Source organism: Haloarcula sp. Atlit-47R (assembly GCF_003665985.1).
Classification (GTDB): Archaea; Halobacteriota; Halobacteria; order Halobacteriales; family Haloarculaceae; genus Haloarcula; species Haloarcula taiwanensis.
Map to the genome: position 1 here is coordinate 175,041 of NZ_QPLQ01000001.1, position 20,796 is coordinate 195,836.

Sequence of the window (20,796 nt, forward strand, 5' to 3'; positions counted from 1 at the left end):
GCGCCCGAGCCACGTTCCGACTCTGGGCTCTCAGCCCCGCGCTTAGAGCCGGCGGCGGACCTCAGAGAGCGCAGCCGGAGAGATATCCAGCTGGGCAAACAGCGCCTCACGTTCGTCGTCGTCCCCGTGGCCGGCGACGAAGCCGTTGAGCCGGGCGGCGACCGTCGAATCGACGAACGCATCGCCGTAGGTCTCTTCGAGTTCGTCGGCGACCACTGGCGTCGAGCGGAGTTCGTACTTCTGGTGGTACCCCTCCGCCAGATAGAACCGGTCGAGGGTTTCGATTGCCGTCTCGACGGACTTCCCGGTCTGCGATTCCAGTTCCTCACGCGTCCGCGCTGCGGTTTCGCGCTGCCGGTCGTCGTGGGCTAACACCACACCGCGATACTGGCGCTTCAGGGGCGCGGAGAACGGCGCATGGTTCGCCCAGAACACGTTCAGCAGGGCCTCGTAGCTCACCGTTTCCGGGTCGTACTCGACCTGCACGACCTCTGTGTGGTCGCCCAGCGAGTAGTAGCTGGGCTCCGGCTCGGTTCCACCGGCGTAGCCCACTCGCGTCCTGACCACCCCCGGCATCGCGCCGAAGCGGGCGTCCGGGCCCCAGAAACAGCCCATACCGAACGTCGCTGATGCTGTCGCCGCCGGCCCCGGTGCCTCGGCATCGACAGCCAGTGCTGTGGGATGGGTTGGCTCGTACGCACTCGGAGTCATACTTGGAGACAGGGCTTCGAGCCGTTTGCCTGCTTCGACGCCCCGTGTGGAACCGGGAAATTCAACTGTACCCCCATGGAAACAACTCAGTATGAGCCTCGAACTCGAACACTACTGTCCTGAATGCGAAGAGTACCGCGATTTCTGGAAGGTCGCGAGCACGACGATGCATCTGGGGACCAAGGTCAAGTGGCACTGCCCGGAGTGTGACTACGGGTTCGTCCGCATCGACGGCGAAGTCGACACCGGACAGGCGGCATAGCTCTCCGGAGCGGTATAGAGACCTCTTAGCAGCCGTTTTACACTGTCACCGAGAAGCATCTGTTACCGATGAGCCTCAACCCGGACGGTGCAGGGAGCGCAGCCACCGAGCGACCGCAGGCCCCGCACGAACTGTCGATGACCGTGGTTGAGTACACCAGTGAACCGGACCGGTGCACCGTGTCACCGCGGGGGCTCTCCGGCGTCGCCAAGCTGTCGACGTGGATGACCGTGGATAAGTCGGTCGTCGTCGGTCTCGATGCGATGCGGTGACCGAGAGTTTTTACCGGGGAACCACGGACCTAGAACCGATGAGCATCGAGGTTCTACTGGTAGACGAAGACGTAGACGTTCTGGAGATTGTCGGGACGTTTCTGGGACAGGAAGACGGGTTCGAAATAACGACAGAGGCCGATCCGGAAGCGGCACTGGACCTGGCAACTGACGGTGATTTCGACGCCGTCGTCAGTGACTACAAGATGCCCCGGCTCGACGGAATCGAGTTGTGCGCCGCGCTCCGCGAAAACGGTGTTGACATTCCGTTCCTGCTGTTCACGGCGCGCGAACACGACGATGTCGCAGATGCCGCCACCGAAAACGGCGTCACTGCCGTGGTCCAGAAAGGAACGGGCACGGAGCAGTACGGCGTGCTCGCCGACCGGATTCGAAACACCATCTAGCGGTCTATCTTTGGCAGTTCCAGCGTGACGACCGCCCCACCGTCCGGACCGCTACCAAAGTTCACTGTGCCGCCGTAGGTTTCGGCTACCCAGACGACCAGCCACAGGCCGAGTCCAGTTCCGTGGCGCAGTTGCGTAATCGGCTCATCACCGGTCACGACATCGAGTTCGTGCTGTGGAATTCCCGGACCGTCGTCGGCGACCGTGATCGAGACGGTTCGCTGGTCTGTCGTCACCTCGATGCGGACCGACGGGTCGTCGCCGGAGTGTTCGAGGCTGTTTTCGATGAGTTCGCCCAGGATTCGATGTAACCGTCCATCGCCCGCTGTCACCGACGTATCCGGAAGGTCTGTTTCGATTCTGCCGGCGTGCGTGTCGCGATATGATGAGACGATATCCGTGACAGCCGCGGACACGTCGACCGGGTCCGTGCCGAACTGGTCGCGGCGAACGGACCGCTCCATGTCTCGTGCCCGCTCGCTCAGTGATGCCATCTCTTCGGCCTTTCGCTGGAGTCTGTCGAGAATGGCGGCGCGCTCGGCGTCGTCGATTCGGTCTTCCAGTGCATCAGCCATGCCAAGGACGACAGTCAGGTCGTTCCGGAGGTTGTGCCGGAGGACGCGGTTGAGCAGTTTCAACCGACGCTCGCGCTCCCGCTGGTCGGTGATATCAGTGTAGATTCCGAATCCACGGACGCTGTCGCCGTCCCGGCTGTACGGCACGCCCCGGAAGAGGAAGTCACGGAACCCCGTCTCGGTCATCAGTCGGAGTTCGGTCTGGAAGGGGTCGCCGTTCGGCTGCTTGCCGTCGAACCGAGGTAGTTCATCGCGACTGGTGTCCGGTGGGCGGAGGAGGTCGGACAGAGGACTGTCGACGGCTGTCTCCTGACCATACCCGAACACGTCGGAAAAGGCAGGGTTGACTGACCTGACGACCGGGTCGCCTGCAACTGTCTCCGTCTCGATGACGGCGTCTGGAAGCGTGTTAAACAGGTACGAGAACCGGTCGCGTTCGTCTTCCAGCTCCGCCCGCGCCTGTTTGAGTTCGGTCAGGTCACGGACGACGCCGACGGTGCCACGGAACTGCTCCGCATCGAGCAGCGACACGTCGATTTCGACCGGCCGCCGCTCCCCGGCGGCCGTCTCAAGGGTCGTTTCGAGTTGGATACCGCCGGTCCCGTCCCGCTGACGGAGGTCGGCGATGCGGCGGGCGAACTCGTCGACAGCGTCCTGTTCGAGGACCACGCTCGGATGCTGGCCGAGAAGCGTCGCCCGCTCGTAGCCGAGCCACTCCGCGAGCGGTTCAGTGACCAGCTGGACCCGGCCTTCGTCGTCGAGGACGTACATCATGTCGCGGACGTTCTCGACGACCGACTCGTACCGCAACAGGCTCCGCTCGCGCTCGACGCGGTCGAACGCGGCGGCCGCGTTGGAGGCAAGGATTTCTGCCACGGAGATGTCCGAGTCGGTCAGCTCCATCCCGTCTTGTGCGCCGATGCTCACGGCCCCGTGATCACCCATCGGGAGGTACATCGTTGCCGACAGGGCGTCGGAGTCGTAGTTGTCCACCCGGTCGAACTCGTCGATGACCAGCGGGTCGCCGCGCTGGAACGCGTCGCCGGGGAACCCCTCGTCGGCATCGTACACCGGCCGTTCCGGGACCTTATCGCTGGCGGCGGCGGGTCTGAGGGTGTCCGTTGCCTCGTCGTACAGCCGTACGAGCGCGTGGTCGAACCCGAGGTCCGACTGGATCGCTTCGATGACTGTTTCGGCGACCTCCTGCGGCGTCTGTGCCTGCATGAGCGACCGGGTCGTATCAAGCAGTCCGGACAGTGCCTCGTCACGCCGTTTCTGCTCCGTGATGTCCCGGATGACGCCCGCGGTCCCGGCGAACCGTCCGTCGTCGTCGTACAGCAGCGTCATGTGGTCCTGCGCGGGAAACGACCCACCCGACGCCTGCTGAATCGCCAGTTCGAACGTCTCCTCGTCGTCGCGGTCCTCGAATATCATCTCCTGAACGATGGATTCGGCCCGCTCGACGACGCCATCGTTCTTGATGAAACCGGTGTACGAGCCAAGCAGTTCAGACTCGGAGTAGCCCGTGAGGTCGGTCATCGCCTGATTGACGAACTGGAAGTACCCCTCGGAGTCGAGGGCGTACACGCCGTCGTCGACCGCCTCGATGATGTTCTCGTACCGTTCGAGTTCGTCCTCGCGGTGGCGGCGTTGGAGTTCGTGGTTCACCCACTCGACGAGCAGTTTCATGAACGCCTCCTCGCTGTCGGAGAATGACTCCGACCGGGCCTGTTCGTCGCCGAAGCAGAGCGTTCCGTAGGGCTCACCGTCGACTGTGATGAGCCCACCGGCGTAGCACGCGACGCCGCTGTTTCGATACACGTCACCCACGTGCCCATCCTCGGTGGTGGCATCGGTAATTGCGTAGAGGTCGCCGGATTCGAGCACTCGCTGGCAGTACGTGTCTTCAAGCGGCGTCTGTGTCCCGGATTCGAGGGGGGTGTCCCCGGTGACCAGCTGGATTTCGTGGACCCCGTCTTCGATACGGCTCAGGTAGCCAAACGCCATGTCGAGCCGGTCCAGCCCGATTTCGATAACTCGGCCGACAGTTTCGGCCTTGTCGAGTCCGTTCCCGGTTGCAAGCTGTGTCAGCTCCTGCAGCGAGTCGTTGTTGGCACGCAGCGTCTGTTCGCGCTCCTTACGCTCCGTGATATCCGTGGCGATGGCGACAAGGCGTGGGGCCTGTGCGTCGCGGTCCTCGATAACGCCGCTCGTCCGGAGCCATCGCGTCTCTCCGTCGACATCGGTACGGAACTCGGCGTCGACCCGCTCGTCGCTCTCGGACACCCGCTCGAACGCCGCTTCGAGCGACTGCCGGTCATCGGGATGGACGCGCTCATAGAACGCGGAGACGGTGCCTTCGAAGGCCGCTGGCGTCGTTCCGAAGAGTTCCGCGGTCGCTTCGTCCCAGACCATCTCGCCGGTGCCCAGATTCCACTCGTAGACGCCGGTATCCGTTCCGTCCAGCGCCAGGTCGAGGCGGCGGTTCGTCTCTTCGAGCGCCCGCTCGCGCTCTTTCCGGTCAGAGATATCCCTGAGAACGCCCGTACAGAACCACTGCCCGTTTCGCTCGAAATCACCGAACGACACCGCAACGGTCAGCTGTTCTCCGGCAGCGGTTACGAGCGGCAGTTCGAGGTAGTCCCAGTCGACGTTCCGGTCGCCGGTCCGGCGGTAGCGGTCCACGCCGTCGAAGTGGGAGCTTCGCAGATGTTCGGGAATCACTTTCGCGAAATCGTCACCGACCAGCGTCTCGCGGTCATAGCCAGTTAGCTCAGCGGCCTCGTCGTTGGCGTACACGACTTCGCTGTCGGCATCGATTGTGACGACGGCGTCGGAGATACTGCCGGCGATGGCGTCAAAGGAGTCCGCGAGTTCCGGTGGGAGCCGGGTCGGCCCGTCATCGAGAGCAGCCGATGAGCGACTCTCGTTGCCGCGGCCCGCTGGTTCGCGCCCCTGCGTCACGATGTCGTACACTCGGTCCGTCAGCGACACGTCGCTGCGAGGGACGTACTCGGTCACATCGAGTCGTGTCGCGCGAGCGGCGACCGAGCCGTCCGGCTCGGCCGTGCAGAGCACGACCGGGAGCGCGTCGTACTGCTCACGTATCGCTGCCAGTGCCTCCAGCCCAGTTTCCCCTCCCGACAGGTGCTGTTCACAGACGACGGCGTCGTAGGCGTGCTCGGCCAGCTCCGACAGTGCGTCCGCCACGCCGGTGACTGACGTGACTGAAGCCGGCGTGCCGGGCATGGCCGTGTCCGCGTCATCGCCAGCAGAGCCTACGTACAACAAATGCGGCATATCGGACATAGCGTTCCGTTGTAAATGCTATACAACGGGGTGGCATATACGCTCGGGCGAGAGTATCAAATGTCGAAACGAGCGGCTACGTGTCGTCAAGCGCCTGCCAGGAGAGCCGCGGGGTCCGGGCCGCAGTCGCCTGGTCGATGCGTTTCGCCGTCGGACGCGACGGTGCGTCGGCCAGTTCGGCGTCCGAGTCACCGGCCACAGCGTTGAACGCGGCCGCGAGCTGGTCCAGCGAGCGCTTGGTTTCGCTCTCCGTGGGCTCGGTCATCAGCGCCTCGTCGACGATTTCGGGCCACTTCGTCGTCGGCGGGTGGACGCCGTAATCGAGCATCCGCTTGGCCGCGTCTGCAGCGTCTTGCTCGCCCGCGCTGGCGACGAACTCGTGGTGGAACGGGCCAAACGGAACGTCGTACTCGATCTGCTCGGCGAGATAGTTCGCGTTCAACACAGCCTTCGCGCTGGCGTCGCGGAGCCCTTCGTCGCCCAGTCTGGCGATGTACGCGAAGGTCTTGAGCAGCACCGGCCAGTTGCCGTAGAAGCCATGCACCTTCCCGACGGAGTTCGACGGCTCGTAGTGTTCGTAGTTCCCGCCGCGCTCTCTGACGTGTGGGTTCGGGAGGAACTGGGCCAGTCCCTCGCGGACGCCGACCGGACCAGCACCGGGGCCACCGCCGCCGTGGGGCGTCGCGAACGTCTTGTGGACGTTGTAGTGCATCACGTCAAAGCCCATGTCGCCGGGGCGAGCGCGCCCCAGCAGCGCGTTGAGGTTCGCGCCGTCGTAGTACAGCAGGCCACCGGCGTCGTGGACGATGTCGGCGATGCGCTCGATGTCGCGCTCGAACAGCCCCAGCGTGTTGGGATTCGTGAGCATCAGCGCGGCGGTATCGTCGCCGACAGCCGCCTCCAGTGCCTCGATGTCGACGCGACCGTCGTCGCCGCTCGGGAGCTCGACGACCTCGTACCCGGCCATCGCCGCTGTCGCGAAGTTCGTGCCGTGTGCCGAGTCCGGGATGACGACCTCCGGGCGCTCGTCGTCGTTGTGTTCGTGGTACGCCTTTGCGATCTGTATTCCGGTGAACTCGCCGGCCGCGCCGGCGGGTGGCTGCAGCGTCACGGCGTCCATGCCACCGATGCGGCCGAGATAGTCCTGCAGGCGATGACACAGTGCCAGCGTCCCCTGGACCGTCGAATCGGGTCGGTCCGGGTGGATGGCAGCATCGGCTCGTCCAGCGACATCCTCTGTAAAGGAGGGGTTGTACTTCATCGTACACGAACCGAGTGGGAACGGCCCGCTCTCGACGCCGTAGTTCATCTGCGAGAGGCGCGTGTAGTGCCGGGCCAGTTCGGGCTCGGCTGGGTCCGGCAGTGAGAGACTGTCTCGCGTCAGGTCATCGGGTAGCGGCGAGTCCTCGACCGCGACCGTCTTGTTCGCTTTCTCCGAGAGCAGCGGCTCGTACAGGTCCTCGCTGTCGTCAGTCCAGCGCGCTTGATCGTATTTCACGCGAGACACCCCCGTGTCGAGCGTGACGCTCGTGGGGCGTGGCTTGTCCCACGGTGGGTCGCCGAACGCAGTGCGGCGAGTGTCATTTCGCCACCTCTCGGAACGCCGCGACGAACTCGTCTGTGGCGTCGGCAGTGGTCTCGGTCGTACACACCTGTACCAGATGGTCATCGACCGCGTGGACCGCGAAGCCCTCTGCTGCGAGATCGGCAACGATGGCGCTTGCGGGCTGGTCCGTACGTGCGAGGAACTCCCGGAAGTGATGGCGGCCGTGAATCGGCGCTTTCACGCCGACGATGTCGTCGAGGCGGTCGGCCAGGTCACGGGCGCGGGTCACACAGTCCTCGGCGAGGTCGACCAGCCCGTCCGGGCCGAGCCACGCGGCGTGCATCGCGGTTCGGAGCGCGACCCACGCCTGGTTCGTACAGATGTTGGAGGTGGCTCGCTCCTTGCGGATGTGCTGCTCTCGTGTCTGGAGTGTCAGCGTGTACGCGCGGCGGTCAGCGGCGTCTTCGCTGGCCCCGACCAGCCGACCGGGGACCTGCCGCAGGTACTCCTCGCGGGTGACAAACATCCCCAGTCCAAAGCCGTAGGCGGTCCCGGTCCCCAGCGACGCGGCGTCGCCGACGACCACGTCTGCCCCGACATCGACCGGGCGCTCAAGCAGGGACAGCGCGAGCGGGTCCGAGCCGAGGCAAAACAGCGCCTCGTGGTCGTGAGCCAGGTCGCCAATTGCGCCGAGGCGTTCCTCGATAACGCCGCGGACCGTCGGCGACTCGGCGTACACCATCGCGGTGTCGTCGCCGAGTTGGTCAGACAGCGCCGGTACGTCGACGGCCCCGTCGGTCATCGGGTAGGACTCGATCGTGAGAGCCGGTCCATCGGCGTAATTCGACAGCACGGCTCGTTTGCTCTCCCGAAGGTGTTCAGGGACCAGAATCCGGTCGCCAGACACCGAGCGGACGCGCTGGGAGAGCGTCGCCGCCTCACCCAGCGCCGTCGCATCGTCGTACATAGAGCAGTTAGCAACGCCCAGCCCCGTGAGTTCCACCAGTATCGACTGGAACTCGAAGAGGGCCTGCAGGAACCCCTGTGCGACCTCGGGCTGATACTGCGTGTAGGAGGTCAAAAACTCAGACCGGCTTGCGAGGTCGTCGACGACGCTCGGGACGTAATGGTCGTAGTGGCCGCGGCCAAGGAACTCGGTAAGGTCGGCGTTGCGGCTCAGGAGGCCGGCGACTTCTCGGCGGGTCGCCCGCTCGCTCCGGGCATTGATGCCGAACTCGCCGTCGAAAGCAACGGACTCGGGAACGTCGAACAGCGATTCGAGGTCGTCGGCCCCGACCGCGTCGAGCATCGCCGCGGTCTCTGCAGCCGTTTGCGGTGCGTACGGACTGCCTGTCGCGTGTGAATCACTATCGCTCATTGGAGAACCACCCAGTAGCGCCGGGGTGACATGATATCGACAGCTAGCGACCGTGTCCACATTAGGTTACTCCTTTCACCCCTGCAGGGGACCACTGCCACCGGGTTACTCAATCTGGTCGCGGTACGCGTCGGGTGAGAGCAAGTCGTCGACTTCGCTCTCGTCGGCCACTTCGACCTTGAGCATCCAGCCGTCACCGAACGGGTCCTCGTTCAGCAGTTCCGGCTCGTCGCGGAGTCGGTCGTTAACTGCTGTGACGGTGCCAGAGACGGGGGCGTACACGTCCGACACGGCCTTGATGGACTCCACGACGCCGAAGTCCTCGCCGGCGGTCAACTCCGCCCCTTCCTCGGGCAGCTCGACGAACACCACGTCGCCGAGCTCGTCCTGTGCGAACGCCGTGATGCCGACCTCTGCGGTATCGCCGGCGACGCGTACCCATTCGTGTGACTCCAGATATCGCAGGTCGTCGGGAACGTCGAAGCTCATCTATCGAGGAATGGCGTGCTCCTGGTACGTGCTTTCTTCGGTTCACCGCGGACGACGACGCGGACGGATGTGCCCGGTTGGGCGTACGCCGCCGGGACGTAGGCGAGGGCAATCGGCGCTCCCAGCGTCGGACTCATCGTCCCGCTGGTGATGTGGCCGATTGGCTCCCCGTCAGGCGTCGTCACGTCGTACCCGTGGCGCGGGACACCACGGTCAATGAGTTCGATGCCGATGAGCTTCTCTTCGGGACCGTCAGCGGCGACGCCCTCCAGTGCGTCCCGACCGACGAACTCCGTATCCAGTTTGACAGTCCAACCGATACCGGCCTCGTAGGGCGTCCTAGGCTCGTCAACTGGATGGAACTCCTGGCCGGAGAGTAGAAAGCCCATTTCCAAGCGGAGGGTGTCGCGCGCGCCGAGCCCACAGGGCTGGCACTCAAGCGCGCCCCAGACCGCTTCGGCATCGTCTGGCGGACAGAGGATTTCGAAGCCCGGTTCGCCCGTGTATCCCGTCCGGGCAATCAGAGAGTCAACGCCAGCGACAGGCCCGTCAGTCACCTCGAACCGCGACAGGCCAGCGAGCGAAACCTCTGTCTCGGCCGACAGCAGGTCCGGCGCGTCAGGCCCCTGAACGGCGATCATCGCGTACTCCTCGGTCCGGTTCGTCACTGTCGCGTCAAGCCCCCGTTCGTCCCGCTCGGAGAGCCACCGCTCGGTCATCTCCCCGTCGTGACCGGCGTTCGGGATGAACAGGAACTCATCGGCCGCGCCTTCCGGCAGCCGGTAGACGACGGTGTCGTCCAGCATGATCCCATCCTCGTCTGTGATGGCTCCGTACTGGGCCTCACCCGGGTCCAGCACGGTCACGTCGTTGGTGGTCAGCCGCTGTGTCAGCGTTGCCGCGTCCGGCCCGGCCACGGTTATCTGTCCCATGTGCGAAACGTCGAACTTCCCAACCTCGCTCCGAACTGCCTCGTGTTCCGTGCGAATCGACTCGAACTCGACCGGCATCTCCCACCCGCCGAAATCGGTGAACGAAGCGTCGGCTCGCTGGTGAACCGCAGAAAGCGGTGGTGCCCGCAGTGTCATACGCGAACCTCTCGAACCGCGTGGTCTTACCGTTTGGCCCTCACCGCCCTCGGCCCACTGATAAATCACATACGACGATATCAAATCGGCAATCGTGGCAGGCACACGGCGAATTGAGAGAGAGAAAACAAGCAGCGTCTTCGTTACTCGTTTCGTGCTTGCGGGAACACGAGTTCAACTCGGGTTCCGTCGCCGTGATCTTCGTCCATCGTCACGGACCCACCGAGTCGTCGGACAAGCCACATGACTGCCCATAGTCCGAGCCCACGGCTGTGTGCCACTGGCCCCTCAGTCTCCGAAGTCAGAACGTCGCGTTCCATATCGGGGATTGCGGAGCCATCGGTGTCGACCTCAACTGTCACCTGTCCCGACGGTGTCTCCTCAGCGGTAAGCTCAATTGTCGGGTCGGTCAGGTCGCTGTATTCCAGCACGTTCTCGACGAGAATCTCCAGTATCAGGTCGAGAGCCATCCTGTCGCCTGATACCTCCGCGTCAGTCGGCGCTACCTTAATAGTCACCTCGGAATATTGTTCTGTGAGGTCGCTCTGGACAGCAGTGAGCGCCTGCTGGAGGTGAAATGTCCCACTCCGGAGGTCACGCTCAATAGCCCGGTCGAACGTCCGTACGCGCTCAGCCAGCGAGTCAAGCTCTTCGGAGGCGTTTTCGATTCTTTCGATGTGTCCGCTAGCAGCGTCAACAGTGAAACCAGGCGAATCGAGTTCTTCCTTGAGAAGTCTCGAATTACCCCGTATCACGGTCAGCTTGTTCCGGATGTTGTGCCGGAGAATCCGGCTCATGACCATGAGCCGCTGCTCTCGCTCTTTGTCTTGTGTGATGTCGCGAACGATGCCTCGCAGTTTCGGCGTCCCGTTCCGGACCGTTTTTTCGGCCCGAAGTCGGAACCAGCGCTCGGTTTCGGACGCGGTCTGGCGGCGTGCCTCTAGTTCCATCGGTTCGCCGGTCTCACAACAGGCCTCGATGGCGTCGCGAACGGCCGCTCTATCGTCGGGATGGTACTGCTCGATAGCCTCCTCAAGCGTTGGATTGTACTCTGACGTTCCGTAGAGGCGCTTCATTCCAGTCGTTCCCTCTATCGTACCCGTCTCCAGATCGAGTTCCCACCCGCCAATGTCGGCCAACGTTTCGGTCCCGACAAGCCACTCCAGTTGTTCTTCGCGCTGTTTCAATCCCGTGGCGTCGTCCAGACCAACGACGACGCGTTCGACAGTCCCATCCTCGCCCAGTATCGGCGCGGCATTGCTCGAAAGCCACCGCTCGCTGCCGTCAGCGAGTTCGATCCAGTGCTCGAACCCGAACACCGGTTCGCCCGATTCGAGTACCTGCGTAACCGGGTGCTCTGAGTTGGGGATTGGCGTCCGGTCTTCGTAGTAAATATTCCACTCCGGTTGGGTGTATCGTCTCTGAGTGATCTTCTCGCGTTCGAGACCGAGCAGTTCCTCGGCGCGCTCGTTAGCTAGCGAAATTTTGCCAGACCGTTCTACGACGACGATGCCGACCGGACTGACCTCGAACACCCGTTCGATGAGGGCCTGCTTTTTTTGCCGCTGTTTACGCTGTGTGATATCCTCCGCCAGCCATAGCACGCGCTCCATGTTATCACCGCCGACCGGCGTGACACGAGCCTCGAAGTATCGCTCTCCGTGATCGAGCGATAACTGGTACTCGATATCCTGCTGTTCACCACTTTGTAAAGCATCCTCTATAATCGCGTAGAACTGGTCTGCCTGTGCTGTAGAGAAAATATCCCAGAGATCTGCTCCAAGTAGTGCCTCTGGATCTTTGAAAAACAATGCCCCGTTGTGGGCGTTGTGGATAACATCGACAAAGGCGCCGTCGGCGTCTAGAACAATAGCCGGATCAGAAATAATCTCACAGAGCCCGTTTAGTACGTCTTGGTCGTGAAGGCGTTCTTCACTCATATGTCAATGTCCACGCATTGTTGCTGGCCGACTCCGGACGGAAATGCGTACATAGTGTGAGGAGGGTATCATACTAAACTTTGTGTCGTATTATTCTATATAGCGAGAAAGAGTTTACCGACCGAAGCGGCACGCATAAGCAGACCGGGCAGGGAAAGAGGCGTATGGAGCTGCTCCGTCGGATATTCGAGGAGAAAGATTCGCGACAGCGCGTCGGACTGTTCGTCGACGGCCCGAACGTGCTCAGGTCCGAGTTCGATGTCGATCTAGATGCGGTCCGGGATATCGCAGCCGAATACGGTCCGCTGGCGGTCACTCGTCTCTACGTCGACCAGAACGCCTCGCCGGGGCTTATTCAGGCCGCCGAGGCCCGCGGCTTCGAGGTTCGAACCACCAGCGGTGACGTCGATGTCCGGCTGGCTGTTGACGCGACAGACGCCGCCGTTGCTGGACAAATCGACGTACTGGCCGTTGCCTCGCGGGATACGGATTTCAAGCCGGCGCTGGAAGTGGCTGCACGAGAAGGAGTCCGAACGGTCGCCATCGCGCCGGGAGAGTATGGCCGCTCTGATGCGTTACGCAACGCGGCTGAGGACGCAGTAACGCTCTAAGGTTCGAATCTCATGACGCCAACTGTTTTTTCCGCCAGTGCTAGTGAGCACGTATGAATATCGACAACACGCCGATACTGGACAACCACCTGCATCTCGACCCGGTCAACGGACGGAACGTTGCGGCAGCCGAGGAGTTCGCAGCACAGGGCGGCACACACCTGCTGGTGCTCAACAAGCCGTCCTGGCATTTAGTCGAGATGGCCACCGACGAGGCCACCTTCCGGGAAGTGTTCGACCTGACTGTCGAAGCGGCCGCCGACGCGTCGGACGTACTCGACGGCCGGACTTGGCCCGTCCTCGGTGTTCACCCGGCGCTGGTTTCGAAGCTCGTCGACGACGGCCACACGCCATCGGAAGCGCGGGACATCATGCAGACCGGCCTCGACGTGGCGGCGGAGTATGTCGATACCGGTGACGCACTCGCGATGAAATCCGGACGCCCGCACTACGACGTGGACGACGCCGTCTGGGAAGCCTCGAACGAAGTCATGTGTCACGGGTTCGAGCGCGCCGCCGACGTGGGCTGTGCGATACAGCTTCACACCGAGGGCGGCGAAGACTTCGAAGAAGTCGCCCGCTGGGCCGAAGAACGCGGCCTCGACCGCACGCAGGTCGTCAAACACTACTCCGGGGGCCGGCTCCAGGGGCCGGTCAAGTCGGTGCTGGCCGACAAGGACGAACTGGAAATCGCCGTCGAGACAGACGAGCCGTTCCTGATGGAGACCGACTACATCGACGACCCGGACCGCCCCGGTGCGGTACTTGGACCGAAAACCGTCCCACGGCGCGTCCGCTGGCTACTCGAAGAGGGACACGAGGACGCGGTCAGAACGGCACACGTCGAGACACCGAAGGCGGTGTACGGTATTGACACCGAAGCGACGCTAGAACAGTAAGAGGCGACGAAAACGGCCGGTCCGCAGGCGACGGCTATCCGAACTTCCCAGTGATGTAGTCCTCGACGCGCTGGCTGTCGGGGTTCTCGAATATCTTGTCCGTGTCGTCGAACTCGACGAGTTCGCCGCCGGTGAGGAAGACGGCCGTCTTATCGGAGATGCGGGCCGCCTGCTGCATGTTGTGAGTCACGATGACGACAGTGTACTCCTCGGCCAGTTCCTCGATGAGGTCCTCTATCTGTGAGGTGGCGATGGGGTCAAGCGCCGAGGCCGGTTCGTCCATCAGGATGACCTCGGGGTCGACGGCGATGGCGCGGGCGATGCACAGTCGCTGCTGTTGCCCGCCAGAGAGATCGAGGGCCGACTCGTCGAGCCGGTCTTTGACCTCGTCCCACAGCGCCGCTTTCTTCAAAGACTGCTCTACCACCTCGTCTATGTTATCGGTCTTGTCCTGAATGCGGAGGCCGTAGGCGACGTTGTCGTAGATGCTCTTCGGGAACGGGTTCGGGTGCTGGAACACCATTCCGATTCGGCGTCGGAGAGCCACCGGATCCACGTCAGTGTCGTAGACGTTTTTCCCCTTGAACATGAGCTCCCCATCGATGCGGGCGATGTCGATGAGGTCGTTCATGCGGTTGATACACCGCAGGAACGTCGATTTGCCACAGCCCGAGGGGCCGATCATCGCCGTCACCTGGTTCTCCGGAATGGCCAGGTCGATGTCCTGGAGCGCCTGGGTCTCGCCGTAGAACACGTCGAGACTGCGGGACTCAATGACGGTCCCCGCCCCGCTTTGCCCGACCGAGCCGCGGTCGGCGTTCTCGTCCAGACCGCCTTTGCCGGGGTCTGTCGTCACGAGGGAGTCGTCGTCGGTCTCAACGTCGGTGTCGCTGGCCATGTCCTGTGAAGTCATTAGTTTGCCTCCTGTTGATATTTGTTCCGTACGAGAATCGCAACTGAGTTCATCGTCAGCATGACGATGAGCAGCGTCACAACGCCGGCCGCGACGACGCCGTACCGGAATTCGTCGCTCGGTTCGAACGCCCAGGCGAAAATCTGCATCGGCATCGCGGTGAGCTTGCCGAACAGCCCGCTCGGCGGGGAGAACTTCGTCGTCGCTGCGCCGACCATAATAAGCGGTGCGGTCTCGCCGATAGCCCGCCCGAGCGCGAGAATCGTCCCGGTGAGGATGCCCGGCAGCGAGCGCGGCAGGACGACGTTCCGAATCGTCTGCCACCGGGTCGCGCCCATCCCGTAGGACGCCTGCCGCAGCGAGTCCGGCACGGACCGAATCGCCTCCTGCGCGGAGATGATGACGATGGGCAGGATGAGCAGGGACAGGGTCATCGCGGCGGTCAGCACCGTCCCGACGCCGAAGCCGGCGTAGGTGAACGGGCCGAGCTGGGACTCGATGTTGACGAAGATGCCCAGCCCCAGCAGGCCGTACACGACTGAGGGAACGCCGGCGAGGTTCGAGATGTTCACCTTGATAATCCGCGTGACGGCGGCCAGCGGGCCGCTGCCCGGCGCGTACTCTTCGAGGTAGATGGCCGCGCCGACGCCGAAGACGAAGGTGAACACGCTCACCAGCACGATGAGGAATATCGAGCCGATGATGGCGGGGTACAGTCCCGCCTCCGCCGCGGTCTGGGACGGGCCGCTGGTGACGTACTGCCAGTCGAGCCACGGGGTCGGCGGCGTCGCGCCGATGGCGGTGACGACGGCCTCGCCCGCGAGGAACCCGAGAGCGACGATTGCGGGGAAGGCAAACGCCGGCCACCGCTCGCGGGTTCGGGCCGTGTTCGCGACCGCGAACCCGGCCGGGAGGCCGAGCAACACGAGCCCGATGAGCCAGACCGACCGCGAGATGGCCGGCACGGTGTCGACCAGCGGGACGGCGGCGATGGCCAGCACCGGGAGGCCGACGCCGATGCCCAGGCTCCGCCGCCGGGAGAAATCCAGCCGTTCCGCCGACAGGTACGCGGCGACGGCGGCCGCGGGGACCACGAGCGACAGGAAGTAGATGCCGGGCGAGCCGAGCAACGCGCCGACCGCGGTCAGCGGGCCCAGCCCGAGCGTCCCGACGACCGGGCCGAGCAGTACCACCCCGAGCATCGCCAGGCCGACCCAGGTCGCCTCGCGGTCGTACTGGCCGTAGACGTACAGGCCGACGATGGGCCCGACGACGGTCAGGAAGTACGCGAACCACACCCCGGGGCTGGCGATAATCGAGAGGATGATGACGCCCGCGCCGGTCAGCAGGACGCCGGCCAGCGTCATGCTGAACAGTTCGAACGTCCCCGCGACGACGGCGGGCCGTGTCCGGGCGTAGGCGAAGAACGCGAGCAGCGGGACGAGCAGCGTGCCCGTGTACGCGAGGTACCAGCCGGTGCCAGCGCTCTCTAGGCCCAGCGCGTCCCAGAACACGTACGCGAGCAACACGCCGAGCGCGAGGATACCGACGATAGAGGCAGCAAACGAGATGTACTTGAAGACGATGCCTTTGATTCGGCTGACCTCGCCGAACTCGGTCTCGGTCGGTGATGTCGTGGCCATTTACTCGTAAACCTCCCGGTAGCGACTCGCCACGAGGTCGCTGACGACGTTCATCGCCAGCGTGATGACGAACAGCGTGAGCCCGATAGCGAACAGTGACTGGTACGCGGTCGACCCGCCGGAGATGTCCCCCTGTGCGATGTTGACCATCGCGACGGTCATTGTCGCAGAGCTCTCGGTAAAGAGCCCGATCACGTCAGCCGGTGCCACGTACGGGATGCCGAAGGCCTGCTGGACGGGCGGTATATCCGGCGGCTGCGACCCCGCGGCCAGTACGACAGCCATCGTCTCGCCGATGGCCCGCGAGATAGCGAGGATGAACGACGAGGCGATACCGGAAACCGCCGCCGGCACGACGATAGTCAGTGAGACATTGAACTTCGTCGCTCCGAGGCCGTAGCCGGCCTGGCGCAGTGAGTCCGGGACCGAACTCATCGCGTCCTCGCTGATAGAGGAGACCATCGGGATAATCATGATGCCGACGACGATGGAAGCCGAGAGCCCGTTGAACAGCCCCAGCTCGTCGAAGCCGGTCCCGAACGCGCCGTTGAGCCACGTGATTGCGGCGTTCAGCGCGGGCGTGACGTAGACGATAGCGAAGTAGCCGTAGACGACGGTCGGGACGCCGGCGAGCACTTCGAGCATCGGTTTGAGTATCGACCGCGTGCGGTCGCTCGCGTACTCACTGAGGTATATCGCGGTCAACACGCCGGTCGGGAGCGCGAGCGCGCCCGCGCCGATGGTGATGAGAATCGTCCCGAGAACGAGGGGCAACACGCCGAACGAGACCGGTTCGAGGTTCGGGCTGAACGTCGTTCCGGTCAAGAACGCGAGGACTGGCACCTCGGCGAAAAACTCCGCGGCGTCCAGGACGAGCACCCCGATGATACTCACCGTCGTCAGGACGGATAGGACGGCACAGCCCGCCAGCGCGTATTTGTATGCCGACTCACGGACCGACCTGAACCCTCGATCCCCTGCTAGGTCTGGCGTCTGTCCTTCGTTGCTCATCGGTGTTGTTCGCTCATTCTATGTATCTCGGGAAAAGTGCGTGATTGTATCTGTAGTTCTCTACTGTCTATATAGCTGACTCGTTACTGGACCTCGTCGATAACTTCGTTGAGGGCGTCGAGTTCCGCCTGCATCGCTTCCTCTGTCCGTGGGACGTAGCCGATGTCCTCGGCGACGAGTTCAGTGTTGGCGCTCTGTTCGATGAAATACCGAGCGAACTCGGCGACGTGCTCCTCGGCGAGCGCGCCCTTCTGTGGATAGGTGAACAGGGGGCGAGAAAGGGGCTGGTAGTCGCCGGCCTTGGCTGTCTCCAGTGAAGGCTCGACACAGCCGTCGCCGTTGTCAATGCTGAGTGCCGTGACTGCGTCCGTGTTACTCTGGTAGTAGGCGAAACCGAAGTAGCCGATGGCGTACTGGTCCTGCTGGACGCCCTGCAGGATGAGGTTATCCTGTTCGGTGGCTTCGTAGTTGCTGGTGTGGTCCGCTTCCTCGCCGAGAATCGCCTCGTTGAAGTAATCGAACGTCCCGGACGTGTCGGCGGCACCGAACCGGTTGATCGGCTCATCGGGCCAGTCCGAATTCACGTCCGCCCAGGTCGACGCACCGTCTGCGCGCCACATCTGTCTGAGCTGCTCCGGCGTCACGCAATCGACCCAGTCGTTCTCCGTGTTGACGATAACGGTCACCGCGTCGGTGGCGACCTGAATCTCGTGGAACTCAATGTCGTTATCGGCACAGAGCTGCTTCTCTTCGCTAGAAATCGGCCGTGAGGCGTTGTTGAACTCGGCGTTTCCGACACAGAAGTGGTTGCTGAAGCCGCCACCGGACCCCGTAGAGGAGAGACTGATGTTGACTTGGCCGTGTTGCTTCTGGAATTCGTTTGCGACGGCCGTCGCGAGGGGGAACACCGTGCTGCTCCCCGTGATCGTAATTTCACCGGACAGCTGTCCGCTGCCGCTACTGTCGGTGCTGCCACCGTTGTTACCGGTGCTTCCGTCACTGCCATCAGAGGACTGTTCAGTACAGCCGGCCAGTGCCAGCGCTCCGATTGCACCGGAGCTCGTCAGAAAACGACGGCGGGAGAAACCACCGCTCGGTGAATCTGTCATCATCCAGTTCCAGATGAAGAGCGGATAAGTACCCTACTATTAGCCCTATATCCAGATATAAACGCTATATACTGCTATATATTATTATGTTCTACTACCAAGCTATGCCGTTAAACCGATTCAGCGGCCGTCTGAAGCCGTTTTAATCCTAATACAGAGCGAAATCTATCACATACTCCGGTGGTGGCAGACCACTTGGAATAGTGCTTTCACAGTGGGTTGTGATTCCATGGCAGCATCTGATAGAGCACCGATGGCTAATATATAGTCAAATCATATTTTATAAATCTCTGGCGTGTATTTGTAGTACTATGGAGACGCGCAAAGTACAGTTGACGGGTGGGTCCACGTATACCGTCTCATTACCGAAGGAATGGGCGACAGAGAACGGTGTCGAGAGCGGCAGTATCGTCGAATTCTACGCCGAAGACGACCTGCTACTGGTCTCGCCACAGCACGGCGACGACCACGTCGAGGGAGCGCTGGACGTGACCGGCCTGGAAAACAGGCACGAACTCACGCGGGCAGTGATGACGATGTACGTCAGCGGCTTCGACATCATCCGACTGGAAGCCGCTCGGATCACGGCCGAGCAGCGACGCATCATCCGCGATGCGACCCAGGGACTGGTCGGCCTCGAGATGATCGAGGAAACGGCTGCCCGTGTTGTTCTGCAGGACCTGCTTGACTCCTCGGAACTCTCTGTTCTCAACGCCATCACACGTATGCGACTCGTGTCGCTAACGATGCTCTCCGATGCTGTCGAGGCGCTCATAGAGGACGACAACGACCTCGCAGAAGACGTGATGCAACGCGACGACGACGTAGACCGGCTCTGGTACATGGTCTCCCGTGTGTTCCGAACCGTCCTCCGGAACCCGACAGCGGCTAACGAGATCGGCTTCCCGCGTGAGACTGTGTTCGATTACCAGTCCAGCGCCCGGCAACTCGAACGCATCGCCGACCACGCGACCAAGATCGCCGGCCTCTCACAGGAGATTGACGAAATCACCGGCGAAACCGCCGACCTTCTCGACCAGCTGGAGACCGAAGCCATTGCGGTCCCCGAAACCGCGATGGATGCGCTGTTAGCTGACGACAACGACGAGGCCGTCGAGCTGGCAAACGAGGCTCGGTCCCGCATTCCCGAAGTCGATGAAACCGCCCGCGAGGTCGACGGAAAAGTCAGGGAGCTAGATCCACAGAGCGCACAACTACTTGGTCGCGTGGTTGACTCGCTGTCCCGGACTGCAGACTACGGTGGCAATATCGCCGAAAGCGCACTCCAGAAGGCTGCGCCACGGCCGTAGCTGTCGCTCCGAACCTGTGGCCAGCTAAAAACGCTGATTGCGCGCCGGATTACTCGACAAGCACGGCGTTGACCTGCCCGTGCTGCCCGGGACGGGAGGTCACGCGGGCACGTCCCTCGGTGGTTTCGAGGATTGCGCCTTTCGTGATGATGTTTCGCCGGGCGTAGTTCGGGTTCGACGGGTTCTCCACGACGTTCTCGATGGTCGCCTCGATGGTTTCCGCGCCGTCAGCGATGCTCGCAACGTCGGTCTTGACCGCACGGACCTTCTGGGTGTTGCCGCGGGAGTCAACGGTCTTCAGTCGCTGCTCGCCGACCTGCGTCTCGACGGTGTCCTTCCCGAGCTCGTGTTTCTTCTTCTTGTGGTTCGGTCGTCGGCGTCCGCCTGTCCGCTTGCGAGGGGAGCGTCCCTGGTCTTTCATAGGGGAAGGAAGACCCAGCGGCTACTTGAACCGTTCGATGCCGACTCGCCATCGTAATCGTTACCCCCGTGCCGAGCGGTTGCTCTGACGATGAGTCTGAAGACGGCCGTCGCCGCGCCGTTCCGCCAGCGTGGAACCGACCGGATGGCGGAAAGCGAGTTCGTCGTCGCGCTCTCGCTGGACCGGAACTGGTTCTCGCCCGACCAGGCCAAGACACTGGTCGATGTGGCCGCAAGCGAGGGGTTAGTCGAACGGGACGACGACGACCTCGTCGTCGGATTCGACGCCACGCACACCGACATCCCGGATGGGTTCACGCCCGGCGAGGAAATCCTGCAGTCGCGGTCGACGTTCGAGCGGGTGCTCGACGCTGTCGTCGAGGCCGGCATCGAAAAGCAAACCGCCGTCGCCGGCATCAACGCGCTTCAGTCCGACATCGGCGTTACGCTTGAGGCCGCGGCTGTCGTGTATGCGCGAAGTGAGAGTGTCGATGTCGAAGCTATCGCGGCGGACGTTCGGGAGGAACTCTGATGGTCAAGGACAGAATCACTGACGGCCGGCGGATCGGGCAGTTGCTCGCCTCGGAGTTGACCGGTCTCCAGCGCGGCCCGTTCGCGGACATTTCCGTCGTTGATGCGGACAGAGACGTGGAGCCGACGCCTGACGGGGCTTTCGCCTACCGTGTGACGGCCAACGACACTGAAGTGGCGGTTGTCGAGGTGACGCCGGAGACGGCCCGACTGGTCCTGAACGCGGAGCCCGTAACCGTCCCAGAGCGTAACGATATCACAGCCGACGGGGGGACCGTTGTTGTTCACAGCGGCGCGGCGGTGAAAGCCACGGTCGACGTGCTGGAGCAGACTCTCTCGAGGTAGACGGTCTTTCGGAGGACGGAAACGGTT

The 20,796-nt window shown here is 62.9% G+C and carries 20 protein-coding genes; 8 read left to right on the plus strand and 12 right to left on the minus strand.

Annotation, left to right across the window (positions count from 1 at the left end):
• Positions 1–42: 42 nt before the first annotated feature.
• Positions 43–711, minus strand: a complete 669-nt coding sequence (gene msrA / locus DVK00_RS00930) for a peptide-methionine (S)-S-oxide reductase MsrA (RefSeq protein ID WP_121535114.1) — start codon at positions 709–711, stop codon at positions 43–45.
• A 91-nt stretch (positions 712–802) separates the two neighbouring features.
• Here msrA and DVK00_RS21540 point away from each other — a divergent pair, with 91 nt between their 5' ends.
• From DVK00_RS21540 to DVK00_RS00940, 3 genes are all read left to right on the plus strand, one after another.
• Positions 803–973 carry a hypothetical protein gene (locus DVK00_RS21540; RefSeq protein WP_167768497.1) on the plus strand — a complete coding sequence of 57 codons (171 nt, stop codon included), beginning with the start codon at positions 803–805 and terminating at the stop codon, positions 971–973.
• Positions 974–1,041: 68 nt separating this feature from the next.
• Positions 1,042–1,245: a hypothetical protein gene (locus DVK00_RS00935; RefSeq protein WP_101350518.1), complete on the plus strand. Its 204-nt coding sequence runs from the start codon at positions 1,042–1,044 to the stop codon at positions 1,243–1,245.
• Positions 1,246–1,283: 38 nt separating this feature from the next.
• Positions 1,284–1,652 carry a response regulator gene (locus DVK00_RS00940; RefSeq protein WP_101350519.1) on the plus strand — a complete coding sequence of 123 codons (369 nt, stop codon included), beginning with the start codon at positions 1,284–1,286 and terminating at the stop codon, positions 1,650–1,652.
• On the opposite strand, the gene DVK00_RS00945 is transcribed toward DVK00_RS00940, so the two are convergent.
• The 6 genes from DVK00_RS00945 to DVK00_RS00970 all read right to left on the minus strand — a co-directional run bounded on the left by DVK00_RS00945 (position 1,649) and on the right by DVK00_RS00970 (position 11,977).
• Positions 1,649–5,536, minus strand: a complete 3,888-nt coding sequence (locus DVK00_RS00945; RefSeq protein ID WP_121535115.1) for a PAS domain S-box protein — start codon at positions 5,534–5,536, stop codon at positions 1,649–1,651. The genes DVK00_RS00940 and DVK00_RS00945 overlap by 4 nt on opposite strands.
• A 76-nt stretch (positions 5,537–5,612) precedes the next feature.
• Positions 5,613–7,034 (minus strand): aminomethyl-transferring glycine dehydrogenase subunit GcvPB, encoded by a 1,422-nt coding sequence (gene gcvPB / locus DVK00_RS00950; protein ID WP_101350521.1) that lies wholly within the window; start codon positions 7,032–7,034, stop codon positions 5,613–5,615.
• A gap of 82 nt (positions 7,035–7,116) precedes the next feature.
• Positions 7,117–8,460 (minus strand): aminomethyl-transferring glycine dehydrogenase subunit GcvPA, encoded by a 1,344-nt coding sequence (gene gcvPA / locus DVK00_RS00955; protein WP_101350522.1) that lies wholly within the window; start codon positions 8,458–8,460, stop codon positions 7,117–7,119.
• A gap of 105 nt (positions 8,461–8,565) precedes the next feature.
• Positions 8,566–8,949, minus strand: coding sequence for a glycine cleavage system protein GcvH (gene gcvH / locus DVK00_RS00960; protein ID WP_121577106.1), 384 nt, complete (start codon positions 8,947–8,949; stop codon positions 8,566–8,568).
• Entirely contained in the window at positions 8,946–10,037 is a 1,092-nt protein-coding gene (gene gcvT, locus DVK00_RS00965) for a glycine cleavage system aminomethyltransferase GcvT (RefSeq protein ID WP_121535117.1), read from the minus strand. The genes gcvH and gcvT overlap by 4 nt, the downstream gene beginning before the upstream one ends.
• Positions 10,038–10,180: 143 nt before the next feature.
• Positions 10,181–11,977, minus strand: a complete 1,797-nt coding sequence (locus DVK00_RS00970; RefSeq protein ID WP_121577107.1) for a PAS domain-containing sensor histidine kinase — start codon at positions 11,975–11,977, stop codon at positions 10,181–10,183.
• Positions 11,978–12,141: 164 nt separating this feature from the next.
• Here DVK00_RS00970 and DVK00_RS00975 point away from each other — a divergent pair, with 164 nt between their 5' ends.
• Both DVK00_RS00975 and DVK00_RS00980 read left to right on the plus strand, forming a co-directional pair.
• Positions 12,142–12,588: an NYN domain-containing protein gene (locus tag DVK00_RS00975; RefSeq protein ID WP_101350526.1), complete on the plus strand. Its 447-nt coding sequence runs from the start codon at positions 12,142–12,144 to the stop codon at positions 12,586–12,588.
• Between the two features lie 53 nt (positions 12,589–12,641).
• Positions 12,642–13,487 (plus strand): TatD family hydrolase, encoded by an 846-nt coding sequence (locus DVK00_RS00980; protein ID WP_121513292.1) that lies wholly within the window; start codon positions 12,642–12,644, stop codon positions 13,485–13,487.
• A gap of 34 nt (positions 13,488–13,521) precedes the next feature.
• Here the strand turns inward: DVK00_RS00980 and pstB are convergent, their stop codons facing one another.
• The 4 genes from pstB to DVK00_RS01000 form a co-directional block, all read right to left on the minus strand.
• Positions 13,522–14,400, minus strand: coding sequence for a phosphate ABC transporter ATP-binding protein PstB (gene pstB, locus DVK00_RS00985; protein ID WP_101350528.1), 879 nt, complete (start codon positions 14,398–14,400; stop codon positions 13,522–13,524).
• A complete protein-coding gene (pstA, locus tag DVK00_RS00990; protein WP_121577108.1) occupies positions 14,400–16,043 on the minus strand; it encodes a phosphate ABC transporter permease PstA in 1,644 nt (547 codons plus the stop codon). The genes pstB and pstA overlap by 1 nt, the downstream gene beginning before the upstream one ends.
• Entirely contained in the window at positions 16,044–17,054 is a 1,011-nt protein-coding gene (pstC, locus tag DVK00_RS00995) for a phosphate ABC transporter permease subunit PstC (protein WP_101350530.1), read from the minus strand.
• A gap of 83 nt (positions 17,055–17,137) precedes the next feature.
• Positions 17,138–18,166 carry a phosphate ABC transporter substrate-binding protein PstS family protein gene (locus DVK00_RS01000; protein ID WP_101350531.1) on the minus strand — a complete coding sequence of 343 codons (1,029 nt, stop codon included), beginning with the start codon at positions 18,164–18,166 and terminating at the stop codon, positions 17,138–17,140.
• Between the two features lie 308 nt (positions 18,167–18,474).
• Here DVK00_RS01000 and DVK00_RS01005 point away from each other — a divergent pair, with 308 nt between their 5' ends.
• Complete coding sequence (locus DVK00_RS01005) at positions 18,475–19,473, plus strand: phosphate uptake regulator PhoU (RefSeq protein WP_101350532.1); 999 nt, start codon at positions 18,475–18,477, stop codon at positions 19,471–19,473.
• A 49-nt stretch (positions 19,474–19,522) separates the two neighbouring features.
• Here the strand turns inward: DVK00_RS01005 and DVK00_RS01010 are convergent, their stop codons facing one another.
• The gene (locus DVK00_RS01010) at positions 19,523–19,894 is read right to left on the minus strand and encodes a 30S ribosomal protein S8e (protein ID WP_101350533.1); all 372 of its coding nucleotides are present in this window, start codon (positions 19,892–19,894) and stop codon (positions 19,523–19,525) included.
• A gap of 90 nt (positions 19,895–19,984) precedes the next feature.
• Here DVK00_RS01010 and DVK00_RS01015 point away from each other — a divergent pair, with 90 nt between their 5' ends.
• Together DVK00_RS01015 and DVK00_RS01020 are read left to right on the plus strand one after the other, a co-directional pair.
• Positions 19,985–20,425, plus strand: a complete 441-nt coding sequence (locus DVK00_RS01015) for a DUF2240 family protein (protein ID WP_101350534.1) — start codon at positions 19,985–19,987, stop codon at positions 20,423–20,425.
• Positions 20,425–20,769: a hypothetical protein gene (locus DVK00_RS01020; RefSeq protein WP_121577109.1), complete on the plus strand. Its 345-nt coding sequence runs from the start codon at positions 20,425–20,427 to the stop codon at positions 20,767–20,769. Before DVK00_RS01015 ends, DVK00_RS01020 begins: the two co-directional genes overlap by 1 nt.
• The last annotated feature ends 27 nt before the right edge of the window (positions 20,770–20,796 follow it).